Here is a 12917-nt window from a genome sequence, read left to right as displayed (position 1 = left end):
AGACGAATTCGCGGTGCACAAGACCTGAGTGGTCGCGAATTCAACCATCGCCCAGCCGTTTCCACCGGCCCCTGGTGGGCGCGTCGACTGTCGGTGTGGTGGGGTAGAAATCGGGACGGCGGGGGTGGGGCCCTTGCCGTCGCGAAAGCAGGAGGCGAGATGACGCACGGCCCGATGAGCGCGCCGTGGCCCGCGGAACGGGTCACCGCGCTGGCGCCCGACGCGCGCTCGCTGGCCGCCGCGCGGGGCCTCGCCGATCGGTGGTCGGACACGGGATACCTCGGGGACGCACTGTGGGGGCGGTGTCGTGGCACGCAGATCTACGAGACCGTGGTCGATATGTCCGGTCCGGCGTCGCGCTGTTCGTGCCCGAGCCGGAAGTTCCCCTGCAAGCACGCACTGTCACTGTTGCTGGCGTGGTCGGCGGGCGCGGTGCCCGAGGCGCAACGGGTGGCCGATTTCGCCGAGTCGTGGCTGTCGGGGCGGGTCGCGCGCCCGGCTCCCGTCGCGCGCACCGCGAACCCGGCCACCGCCGAACAGCGCCGGGTGCGGGTGACGGCGGGGCTCGAGGAACTCGACCTCTGGCTCGGCGACCAGATCCGCACCGGCCTGGCCCAGACCGATCGGTCCTTCCGGGCGTTCGAGGCGGTGGCGGCGCGCATGGTCGACGCGCAGGCGCCCGCCGTGGCGAGCGTGTTGCGGCGGTTGCCCGGCACGGTCGTCACGCGCGCCGACTGGCCCGCGCGGATGCTGCGCGAGTTCGCCGGCCTGCACCTGCTCGTCGCGGCGCACCGCCGCCTGGACGAGCTGCCGCCCGGCCTGCGCGCGAGCGTCCGCACCCACATCGGCTACCCGACCCCGGCCGAGTCGGTGCGCGCCGAACCCCGCGTCCGCGACGAGTGGATGACGCTCGGCGTGCGCGTCACCGAGGACGAGCGGCTGTACACCCGCCGCACCTGGCTCTACGGCCGTCACACGCACCGCTGGGCCGTGCTGGTGGACCATTCCTTCGGCGATCCCACCTTCGCCGCCACCGCCCCCGCGCTCGGGTTCCAGAGCGACGCCGACCTGCACTTCTATCCGGCCGCCGCGCCGCTGCGCGCGCTGTGGGGGACGCGGCACGGGGCGGATGAACCGTTCACCACGCTGCCGAAGGCGCCCGATACAGCGGAGTCCTCCTCGCCCGGCGAAACTCCGGTGCCCCAACCAGCCGTGGGTCACTCGTCGACCGCACGCCGTGGGCCTGTCGCACGGGCGCTGGAGGAGCACGCGGCGGCGCTGGGGGCGGACCCGTGGTTGCGCGGGTGGCCGGTGCTACTGCGGAATGTGGTGCCCGTGGCGGCGCAAGCGCCGGGTGCCGAGGAACCTACCGGAGAGGGCGGTCTCGGCAGGTGGCGGGTGGTGGATGCGTCCGGTGCGGCGCTGCCCCTTGTCGCCGGTGCGGAGCCGTGGATGTCGCTCGCGGTGTCAGGTGGGTATGCGGTGGCCGTGGCCGGGGAATGGACCGCCGACGGTTTGGTGCCGGTCTCGGTGTTCACGTCCGGTGAGTGCGTGGGCTTGGAAAGCGAAGGCGGGCAAGGGAAAGAGGCCGCGTCCGAGTCCCCGGACGAACTGGTCTCCGTGGCGCTGCTCGGGACCGCGCGCCGAGCGCCCGACCCGTCGCGGCTGCCCGAACCGGTGGCCGCCGCCGCGAGCGCACTGGACACCGATCCCGCCGTCCTCCTTCTCGAATCCGCCGCTCTCCGCGACTCTTTCGCACGTGGCGGGGTGGGCGCGGATACCGCCGATCCGCCATCCGCCGCCGTCGACGACGACCGTCCCGCACTCCCCCGGGCTGTCGCCGCCCGTCTGTCCGACATGCTGCGCGACCGCTCGCCGTTCCTCCCGGAGTGGTTCGCCGCCACCGCCGCGCGCGACTTCCGCGCCCCCGACGCGCTGTGCCCGCAGGTGCTCACCGCCGCGCTGACTACACAGGAACACCGCGAACAACTGCTCCGGCTGGCGGGCGCCCGTGGCCGGTGGCTCGCCGAGCAGCATCCCGAATGGCGGAACCTGTTGTCGCTGTGGCCTTCCGACGACGACGGCGACGATCTGTGGTGGCACGGCACCCCTGCGCAACGCCGCTCGTGGCTCGCGCGCCTGCGCCACCGTGACCCCGATGCCGCCCGCGAGATCCTCGCCGAATCGTGGGCGAGCGAACCGGGCGCGGAGAAAGCCGATCTGCTCGGCATTCTCGCCGACGGGCTCGGCACCCGCGACGAATCCCTGCTGGAGACCGCGCTCGACGACCGCAGGGCCGAGGTGCGCAGAACGGCCGCGAGCCTGCTCACGGTACTGCCGGATTCCGCATTCGCCCGGCGGATGCGGCACCGAGCGCGCGAGTGGGTTGTCCCGAACGCCGACGGCTCCCTGGCCAGGATCGCGGTCCCCGACGACCTCGACGCCGAGGCCCGGCGCGACGGAATCACCGATCGCACCGTCGAATTCGCCTACCGCTGGAACGGCGCACCCGATCTCGCCGCCGGCCGCCTGCGCCAACTCGTCGCGGCCACCCCGCTGGACCACTGGGCGGCCGTCCTCGGCCCACCCGCCACAACCCTGCGGGTCACGGTCGAGGAACGTTTCCGCCAGCCGCTGTTCGACGGCTGGGTCGACGCGGCCCTCGCCCACGGCGATCCCGACTGGGCGGCAGCGCTTTTCGCGGGCGGCATCCCTTCCGACACCGCACTGCTGCGCCGCCGCGAACTGTTCGCCGAATTCGCCGCCGAGGACCGGGTGCGGCATCTGCTCCGCCTCGACGGCTCCTGGCTGTCCGAACTGGAAGCGCTGCTGCCCGCCGCCCCGCACCCGTGGCCGCAGGCGCTGGCCCAGCACGTGCTCCTGCTGCTGTTCGAGCGCGCCCGCGTCGCCGCGGGACGCACCGCGGGGCACGGCGTCGGCCCCGCCGCCCACCGCTCCCTGCTCGCCGCGGCCGCCGCCCACCTCCCGGTCGACGCGGCCGACGCAGCGAGCGCCCTCGCCGCCCGCTGCGAGGACCCGGCCTGGTCGCGCGCCTTCGACCGCCTCGCCACCGACCTCACCTTCCGATCCGAAATGCTGGAGGAATTGCCGTGATCGAAGCGCTGTTGCGTCCGCACGCCGAGCAAGCGCACGCCGAGGAGTTGCGCGCGCTGGCCGCGGCCGACGACCGGCCGCGTCCGCCCGCGTGGCGGCTCTCGCCGTGGGCGGTGGTGACGTATCTGCTGGGCGGCACGCTCGACGACGGCACCGTGATCACGCCGAAGTACGTGGGGCCGCGCCGGCTCATGGAGGTCGCCGTCGCCACGCTGGCCACCGACCGCGCGCTGCTGCTGCTCGGCGTGCCGGGAACCGCGAAAACCTGGGTCTCGGAACATCTTTCGGCCGCGATCTCCGGCGCGTCCACGCTGCTGGTGCAGGGCACGTCGGGCACCACGGAGGAGTCGATCCGCTACGGCTGGAACTACGCGCGCCTGCTCGCCGAGGGGCCGAGCGAGGCCGCGCTCGTCCCCTCGCCGGTGATGACAGCGATGCGCACCGGCGCGCTGGCCCGGATCGAGGAGCTCACCCGCATTCCCTCCGACGTGCAGGACGCGCTGATCACCGTCCTGTCGGAGAAGACGCTGCCCGTACCCGAACTCGGCACCGAGGTGCAGGCGGCGAAGGGCTTCAACGTGATCGCGACCGCCAACGACCGCGACCGCGGCGTGCACGAACTCTCCTCCGCGCTGCGCCGCCGCTTCAACACGGTGGTGCTGCCGCTGCCCGCCGACGAGGAGGACGAGGTCGCGATCGTCACCCGCCGCGTCGCCCAGCTCGGCGCGGCACTGGAACTGCCCGCCACCCCGTCCGCCGCCGAGGAGGTGCGCCGGGTGGTGCGGGTGTTCCGCGAATTGCGCTCGGGCGCCACGGCCGACGGGCGCACCAAGCTCAAATCCCCCTCCGGCACCCTGTCCACCGCCGAGGCGATCTCGGTGCTCACCAACGGCATCGCCCTGGCCACTCACTTCGGCGACGGCGTGCTGCGCCCCACCGATGTGGCGGGCTCCCTGCTCGGCGCGATCGTCAAGGACCCGGTCACCGACGCCGCCATCTGGACCGAATACCTGGAAGCCGTTGTCCGCGAACGGCCCGACTGGGCCGACCTGTACCGCGCCTGCCGCGAGGTCGGCGAGTAGACGGACATGGTCGCGCCACTCGAAGGGTCCGGAGTCGACCGGCGATCCGACAGCGTGGACGCCGGGATCCGTCGTGCACCGGAAGCCGTTCGCGCCGAGCATGATTCGGCTCGGTCGGCCAACGGAGCGGTGGTTCCGACCGCCGCGCCCGAGTCGGCGACGCCAGCCACTACACGCCCTCCGGCTACCGCGGGTGCCGCCGAATCCGAGGTGCACGATCCGCGTGCCATCGGCGACGACGTGCTCCCCGACGCGGATCCGATCACCCGCGTGTTCGGGATCCGCCACCACGGCCCAGGTTCCGCGCGCTCACTTCGGTTGGCGCTGGAGAGTTTTCGACCGGACACGATCCTCATCGAAGGACCGGCCGACGCCGACAACCTGGTGCAGTACATAGCCGACGAGGGGATGGAACCGCCCGTCGCGCTGCTCGGATACCTACCGGATCAGCCTGCGCGCGCGGCGTTCTGGCCGTACGCCGTGTTCTCCCCCGAGTGGCAGGCGCTGCGCTACGCCGCCGAACACGAAGTGCCCGTGCGGTTCTGCGACCTCCCCGCCTCCGCCGCGCTGGCCACCGGGTCGGAGCCGGGCGATCGCGTCGACCCGCTGGCGCGGCTGGCCTACGCCGCCGGATACGACGACGCCGAACGCTGGTGGGACGCGGTGGTCGAATCCAACACCGACACCGATATTTTCGACCCCCTCACCGAGGCGATGGCCGCCCTGCGCGAGGAGCCCGAAGCCCTCGACGACCACACCCTGCGCCGCGAGGCGTACATGCGCCAGACCATGCGCAAAGCGTTGAAGGCCGGAGCACGGCGGCTCGCGGTGGTGTGCGGGGCCTGGCACGCACCCGCGCTGGCGGGCCCGCTCGGCCCCGCCGCCCCCGACGCCCGGCTGCTCAAGGGCCTGCCGAAGGTGAAGACCGCGCTCACCTGGGTGCCGTGGACACATTCGCGTCTCGCCGCGGCCTCCGGGTACGGCGCGGGCGTGGATTCGCCGGGCTGGTACCACCACCTCTTCACCGCAGGCGAGCAACCGATCGCGCGGTGGCTGACGAAGGTGGCGGGCGTGCTGCGCGCCCACGATCTGCCCGTGTCGAGCGCGCACGTCATCGAATCCGTCCGTCTGGCCGAAACTTTGGCGACACTGCGGCAACGTCCCCTCGCCGGGTTGTCCGAGGTGACCGAGGCGGTGCGGTCGGTGATGTGCGGCGGCGACGAGACCATGGTGCGGGTCGTCACCACCAAACTGGTGGTCGGCGAAGCGCTGGGCACCGTGCCCGAGCACGCCCCGACCGTCCCGCTGGCCGCCGATCTGCGCGCCCGCGTGCGCCGCCTGCACATGAAGACCGAACCGACCGCCCGCACCGTGGATCTGGACCTGCGCAAGGAGCGCGAACGGGAACGCTCGCACCTGCTGCACCGCCTGCGTCTGCTCGGAATCGACTGGGGCACACCGACGGAGAGCGAGACCGGCAACACCGGGACCTTCCGTGAGACCTGGACCCTGCGCTGGCGCCCGGAATTCGCGGTGTCGATCATCGAGGCCTCCCGCTGGGGCACCACGCTGCGCACCGCCGCCGAGGCGAAGATCCTCGACGTCGCCGACCGCGACGACCGCACCCTCGCCGAGGTCTCGGCGGCGCTGGAACAGGCGCTGCTCGCCGATTTGGGCGATGCCACACCGGGTCTCATCGCCCGCCTGGCATCTGTGGCCGCGCTGGACCACGACATCACCCACCTGCTGGCGGCCCTACCCGCCCTGGTGCGCACCCTGCGCTACGGCGATGTGCGAGGCACCGACACCGCCGCGCTCACGCACGTCGCCGACGGGATGCTGGTGCGCATCTGCGCCGGACTCCCCGGCGCGGTCACGGGTTTGGACGCCGAGGCGGCCGCCCAGCTCCGCGGCCAGATCGACGCCGCGCACCTGGCCATCCACACCCTCGACGACACCCGGGCCACCGCGGCCTGGCTGGACGCGCTGCACCGCTTGGCGAACCGGCCGGATGTGCACGGCGCGCTGGTCGGGCGGGCCGTGCGATTGCTGTGCGACGCCGGGCTGATCGAGGACGCCGAATCGGCCCGCCGCCTGGCCGCCGCCCTCTCCGTCGGCGCGACCGCCGCCGCGAAGGCCGCGTGGGTGGACGGGTTCCTCGGCGGGCGCGGCCTGTTGCTCGTGCACGATCGAGACCTGTTGCGCCTCATCGACTCCTGGCTCGCCGCCCTCGACGACGACCAGTTCCTGGAAACCTTGCCCGCCCTGCGCCGCACCTTCGGGGCCTTCGAATCCGGGGAGCGCCGAGCCATCGGACGAGCGGTCCAGGACGCCGCGCCGACAGCCGAGCAGACCGCGCTCGACATCGAAAGAGGGCGCGTCGCCATGCGTACCGTCGCCGAGATCCTGGGGGTGCCGGTATGAACTCCCCCGCACCGAAGGGTGCGTCGACCGTGCCGCATCCGCGTACTCGAACCACGAGCACGCGTAGCGGATCTGCGAACGAACCGGGCGACCCGAGCCCGGCGCCGACACATCGCCGCGCCGACCGCGGGAGGCAGCAATGACCACTCCCGACGAAACCCGCGCGCGCCGTTGGCGTCTCGTGCTCGGCACGGCCGCCGAACCGGAGCTCGGCGGGCTCGGCTCGGCCGACGACCTCGCTGTCGACCGCGCCCTCGGCGCGCTGTACAACACGGGCGACGAACCGGCCCCGGGTCGGCGCACCGGCGGCCTCGGCGGGTCCGCGCCGCGCGTCGCACGCTGGCTCGGAGATATTCGCACCTACTTCCCCAGCAGCGTCGTGGAGGTGATGCAGCGCGACGCGATCGACCGGTTACAGCTCACCGAATTGCTGTTGGAGCCGGAGCTTTTGGCGGCCGTCGAACCCGACGTGCATCTCGTCGGCACCCTGGTCGGACTCAACCGGGTGATGCCCGAGACCACCAAGGCCACCGCGCGCACCGTGGTCGAGAAGGTGGTGCGCCAGATCGAGGAACGCATCGCCACCCACACCCGCACCGCCGTGTCGGGCGCGCTGAACCGCGCGGCCCGGGTGTCGCGCCCGCGCCCCCGCGATATCGACTGGGACCGCACCATTCGCGCGAACTTCGCCCACTACCTGCCCGAGCACCGCACGGTGGTGCCGGAGCGGCTGATCGGCTACGGCCGCAACACCCAGGCGGTGCGCCGCGACGTGATCCTGGCCCTCGACCAGTCCGGGTCCATGGCGGCGAGTGTGGTGTACGCGTCGGTGTTCGGCGCGGTGCTGGCGTCGCTGCGGGCGCTGCGCACCTCGCTGGTCGTCTTCGACACCGAGGTGGTGGACCTGACCGAGCTGCTCGCCGACCCCGTCGACGTGCTGTTCGGCGCGCAGCTGGGCGGCGGCACCGATATCAACCGCGCCCTGGCCTACTGCCAGAACCTCGTCACCCGCCCCGCCGACACGCTGTTCGTGCTCATCTCCGACCTGTACGAAGGCGGGATCCGGGAGGAGATGCTGCGCCGGGTGCGCACCATGACCGAGTCGGGTGTGCAGGTGATCGTCCTGCTCGCACTCGCCGACGACGGCGCCCCCGCCTTCGACCACGACAACGCCGCCGCCCTGGCCGCCCTGGGCGTCCCCGCCTTCGCCTGCACGCCGGACCGCTTTCCCGACCTGCTCGCCGTCGCGTTGGACCGCGGTGACGTGCACGCCTGGGCCGACGCCAACGCCGGCCGGTGAACTCCTCGCGCCCGCGGCCGGGCCGGTTCGCCGAGATGTTCGATAGGCTCGGACGGTTCCGAGTCAGTCGAGGGGGTGCGTGTGCTTCGCCGGGGTGAGACGTTCGCCGGGTACGTCATCGAGCGGGAGCTCGGGCGCGGCGGCATGGGCGCGGTCTACGCGGCGCGGCACCCGCGACTGCCCCGCCTCACCGCGCTCAAGCTGCTGCACCGGGAGATGTTCGGCGACGACGAGCTGCGGGTGCGCTTCGAACGCGAGGGCGATGTGGTCGCCCAACTGGACCACCCGAACATCATCACCGTGTTCGATCGCGGTATCGAGGACGACCGGCTGTGGATCTCCATGCAGTACGTGGACGGTCCCGACAGCGCCACCGTGCCGCGCGACGGCATGTCCGCGGAGCGCGCGGTCCAGATCGTGGTGCAGACCGCCGCCGCGCTCGACTACGCGCACGGCAAAGGCATCCTGCACCGGGACGTGAAGCCCGCCAATCTGCTGCTCTCGCGATCGGCGGGCGTCGGCGCGGGGTTCGACGAACGGGTGCTGCTCACCGATTTCGGCATCGCGAAACTCCTCGACGACACCGGCCAGCTCACCCGCACCGGCAACCTCACCGCCACCCTCGCCTACGCCGCGCCCGAACAACTCACCAACACACCGCTGGACCACCGCTGCGACCAATACGCCTTGGCGTGCACGCTGTTCCGGCTCATCACCGGCTTCGGCCCGTACGACGCGCCGAGTGTCGGCGCCGTGGTGTTCGGGCACATCCAGGGCCCGATCCCGTCGATCCGCGCGGCCCACCCGGAGCTGCCCGCGGAATTGGACGCCGTGCTCGCCAGGGCGATGGCGAAAGATCCCGCGCAGCGCTACGACTCGTGTGGCGAGTTCGCCGAGGCGGCGCGCTCGGCGCTGCGCGATCCGGCGCGCCTGGCCCTGACGCTCCCGCCGCACGTGCCCGACTTCACCGCGCCGTCCGGTCCCGAGCCGACTCGGCGCGTTGCGCCGCGACTGATTCCGGACCTGTCCGTGCACTCGAGTGGCGATCACCGGATAGACGAAACCGCCTCGACCTCGCGTGGACTTCGCGATTCCGGCACACGCGCCGATCCCGAACCCACACAACACAATTCGGTGCACCCGAGCACCGACAGGACGCTGCGCCGGGGCGAGATCCCTTTGGGCCGAACGGGATACCGGCCTTCCGCCCGGGGGACGCACGCGATCACCGCGCACCCGCCCTTGTCGCCGCACGACCTGCGCGACGCCGTCCTCGGCTGCCTGCTCGGCGGTGCCGTCGGGGACGCGTTGGGCGCGCCGATCGAATCCCTAGACCTCGAACGGATCCGGCGGCGCTACGGTCCCCGGGGACTCACCAGCGACCCCGCCGCCTACGAAGGCCGGATCTCCGATGAGACGCAGCTGACCCTGTTCACCGTGGAAGCGCTGATCAAGGGCTCGCAGCGGGCGCGCGAGCGCGGGGTGGGCGGCGCGACGCTCGGCCTGATGCAGCAAGGATTCCTGGTGTGGTTGCAGGGGCAGGGCGTCACCATCCCCGAACAGCCGGTGCCGCTGCACAGTTCGCTCGCGGCGTATCCGGAGCTGATGCAGCGACGCGGGGTCTCGCACGCGGCGTCCACCGCGCTCCAGCAGGCCGGGGCCCGCCGCGCGCCCACCGACCCGCTCGGCACCAGGTCCGCGCCGGTCAACGATTCCAAGGGCTGTGCCGCCGTGGTACGCGCCGCGCCGTGCGGGTTCGGCTACGCCAGCGACAGCACCGGCGCTGTGCTCGAGCACGTCTTCGAATTGGGCTGCGACGCCGCCGCTCTCACGCACGGCCACCGGTCGGGCTGGCTGCCCGCGGGTGCCATGGCCGCCCTGATCTACCGGCTGTGCCGGGGCGCGTCGCTGTCCGCCGCGCTCGACGACGTGCGCACCGAACTGGCCCACCACGACGGCCACCAGGAGACCACCGACGCGCTCACCGCCGCCGTGGACCTCGCCGCCCGCACCACCGGCGACCCGCGCGCGGAACATGTCGAAACGCTGGGTAGCGGCTGGGTGGGGCCGGAAGCGCTGGCCATCGCGGTCTATTCGGCCCTGAGCGCCGAATCCGTGGGCGGCTCACCGGAAGCGATCTTCCGGACCGGAGTCCTGCTGTCGGTCAACCACTCCGGTGACAGCGACTCCACCGCGTCCCTCTGCGGTCACCTCCTCGGCGCCCACCTCGGCCGCACCGCCATCCCGTCGGCGTGGGTGACGCCGCTCGACGCCGCCCCCGTCATCACCACCCTCGCCAACGCCTATTACACGGAGTTCGGGCCCGCACCGGTCACGCCCTGAACGGCTTCTCCGCTATCGTCGGCCGTAGTGGACGCCCGGCAATCCCGGGTGCGGCCGCCGCGATCGGCACCGGCCGGAATCGTGCCCGATGTGGGTGATCCCACACCGAAGTTCGATAGGCTCGGGCCGGTTCCGAGGTAACGGGGGAGACAGTCGTGTTGCGCCGAGGTGAGCTGTTCGCCGGGTACGTGATCGAGCGCGAGCTCGGCCACGGCGGCATGGGCTCGGTGTACGCGGCGCGACATCCCCGGCTGCCCCGCCTCACCGCACTGAAGCTGCTGCACCGGGAGATGTTCGGCGACGACGAGATCCGGGTGCGGTTCGAACGCGAGGGCGATGTGGTCGCCCAGTTGGACCATCCGAACATCATCACCGTCTTCGATCGGGGCGTGGAGGACGACCGGGCTGTGGATCTCCATGCAGTACGTCGACGGTTACGACAGCGCGTCGGTACCGCCCACCGCGATGTCGCCGGAACGCGCGGCCCAGATCGTGGTGCAGACCGCCGCCGCGCTGGACTACGCACACGCCCGGGGTGTGCTGCACCGGGATGTGAAGCCCGCCAATCTGCTGCTCTCCCGCTCGGCGGGCGTCGGCGCGGGGTTCGACGAACGGGTGCTGCTCACCGATTTCGGCATCGCGAAACTCCTCGACGACACCGGTCACCTGACCCGCACCGGCAACCTCACCGCCACTCTCGCCTTCGCCTCGCCGGAACAGCTCACCAACGCCGCGCTGGACCACCACTGCGACCAATACGCCTTGGCGTGCACGTTGTTCCGGCTGCTCACCGGCATCGGGCCCTATGACGCGCCCCGCGTGGGGGCGGTGGTGTTCGGGCACCTGCACGCACCGATCCCCTCGCCGCGCATCTATCGTCCCGACCTGCCCGCCGAGCTGGACGCGGTCCTGGAGCGCGCGATGGCGAAGGAGCCGTCCGAGCGGTTCGATTCGTGCGGGGCGTTCGCCGACGAGGCGCGGCGGGCGCTGCGCGGGCGTTCGGGTGGGGTATCTCGGCATTCGAAAGTGGATGTTCCCAGCGGATTGTGCCTCTCGCCGACTTCGGGGATAAACGCTCGCACTTGGTGACGCCCGCCGAACCGGCGGTCCCCGAGCCCGATACGCGGCGGACGGTCACCGACGAGGATGCGGAAGGAGGGTCCGAGGAGGCCCTGATGACCGCCGGAAAGCCTTCGCCCGCGGCGGCCGAACACTCCCCGCCGAAGGCGAATCCGCTCTCGCACGAACGTCCGGAATACGTTGCTGCTCAATTAGATTCGCCAGACTGTGCACCGCGTCCCCCGGCGGCGGCACCCGCCGCTGCCCCACATGCCGTGCCGGCGGGCGGCGAACCCGAACACTCGTCTCGCCCACCGGCGGCAGACCAACCCCGCCTCGCCCGCGACCACGAGAACGCCGTGCTGGGTTGCCTGCTCGGCGGCGCGGTCGGTGATGCGCTCGGCGCGCCCGTGGAAACCATGCAGCTGCACAACATCCTGCGCCGCTACGGCCGACGCGGGGTCACCGGCGACGCCGAGACCTACAAGGGGCAGATCTCCGAGGAGACGCAGGTCGCCCTGTTCACGGTGGAAGCGCTCATCAAAGGTTCGGTGCGGGCGCGGGCGCGCGGAACCGGCGGCGCGACACTCGGTTTGATGCAGCAGGGCCTGCTGGTCTGGTTGCAGGGGCAGGGTGTGGTGATCCCGGAGCAGCCGGTGCGGATGCGCAGCGCGCTGGCCGGCTACCCCGAGCTGATGGCGCAGCGCGGCACCGCGCACGCGGTGGTCACCGCCCTGCGCCGGGCCGCCGCCCGCCGCGAGCCCACCACCCCGCTCGGCACCAGGGCCGACCCGATCAACGCGTCGAAGGGCTGCGGCGCCGTGGCGCGCGCGGCGCCGTGCGGGTTCGGCTACGCCCTCGACAGCGCGGGCGCATCGCTCGAGCACGTCTTCGAATTGGGTTGCGACGCCGCGGCACTCACCCACGGACACCCGTCCGGCTGGCTGCCGACCGGGGCGATGGCCGCGCTCGTCTACCGGTTGTGTCGCGGTGTGGGGCTGCTCGACGCGATCGAGGACGTGCGCACCGAACTGGGCAGGCACAGCGGGCACGAGGAAACCTCGGCCGCGCTCGCCACCGCCGTCGACCAGGCGCGCTGGACCGTCGACCAGGCCCGCCCCGAAGACGTCGAAACGCTGGGCCGCGGCTGGACCGCCCCCGAAGCACTGGCCATCGCGGTCTATTCGGCGCTGTGGGCCGAATCCGCCGGCGGCCCAACGGAACAGATCTTCCGCACCGGAATCCTGTTGTCCGTCAACCACTCCGGTGACAGCGACGCCACCGCCTCCCTCTGCGGCAACCTCCTCGGCGCCCACCACGGCCCCCGCGCCATCCCCACCCCCTGGCTCACCCCCCTCGACGCCGCCCCCGTCATCACCACACTCGCCACCGCCTACTGCACCGAATTCGGGCCCACGCCACCACCGGTGGGGGTGTGAATGTTTTCCATGCCGGGGGCGTCCCGGTTTCCATCGAGCGCGGCCGGGCAAAGGTGAATGAAAGTCCGTATGCTCGGCCGAGAAACCGCAGGTCAAGAAGTATGCTCCCCGCGCACGCGGGGATGAGCCCACGGGGAGGCGATAGCGGCCGACCTA

7 protein-coding genes are annotated in these 12917 nt (G+C 72.2%); all 7 read left to right on the top strand.

What is annotated here, in order from left to right:
* Positions 1–159: 159 nt before the first annotated feature.
* The 7 genes from OHB21_RS16355 to OHB21_RS16325 all read left to right on the top strand — a co-directional run bounded on the left by OHB21_RS16355 (position 160) and on the right by OHB21_RS16325 (position 12761).
* A complete protein-coding gene (locus OHB21_RS16355) occupies positions 160–3114 on the top strand; it encodes a DUF5691 domain-containing protein (protein WP_228789052.1) in 2955 nt (984 codons plus the stop codon).
* Positions 3105–4196, top strand: coding sequence for an ATP-binding protein (locus OHB21_RS16350; protein WP_407675244.1), 1092 nt, complete (start codon positions 3105–3107; stop codon positions 4194–4196). Before OHB21_RS16355 ends, OHB21_RS16350 begins: the two co-directional genes overlap by 10 nt.
* 6 nt (positions 4197–4202) lie before the next feature.
* Entirely contained in the window at positions 4203–6620 is a 2418-nt protein-coding gene (locus tag OHB21_RS16345; RefSeq protein WP_407675216.1) for a DUF5682 family protein, read from the top strand.
* Between the two features lie 139 nt (positions 6621–6759).
* Complete coding sequence (locus tag OHB21_RS16340; protein WP_195124830.1) at positions 6760–7920, top strand: VWA domain-containing protein; 1161 nt, start codon at positions 6760–6762, stop codon at positions 7918–7920.
* Positions 7921–8001: 81 nt separating this feature from the next.
* Positions 8002–10263: an ADP-ribosylglycohydrolase family protein gene (locus OHB21_RS16335; protein WP_195124829.1), complete on the top strand. Its 2262-nt coding sequence runs from the start codon at positions 8002–8004 to the stop codon at positions 10261–10263.
* Positions 10264–10680: 417 nt separating this feature from the next.
* Positions 10681–11352, top strand: a complete 672-nt coding sequence (locus OHB21_RS16330; protein ID WP_324191974.1) for a serine/threonine-protein kinase — start codon at positions 10681–10683, stop codon at positions 11350–11352.
* 329 nt (positions 11353–11681) lie between these two features.
* Positions 11682–12761 carry an ADP-ribosylglycohydrolase family protein gene (locus OHB21_RS16325; protein WP_195124828.1) on the top strand — a complete coding sequence of 360 codons (1080 nt, stop codon included), beginning with the start codon at positions 11682–11684 and terminating at the stop codon, positions 12759–12761.
* Positions 12762–12917: the final 156 nt, after the last annotated feature.

This window comes from Nocardia puris, assembly GCF_036051655.1.
GTDB lineage: Bacteria > Actinomycetota > Actinomycetes > Mycobacteriales > Mycobacteriaceae > Nocardia > Nocardia puris.
Note: the sequence above shows the minus strand (reverse complement) of the source record. Positions and strands in the feature narration are given on the sequence as shown.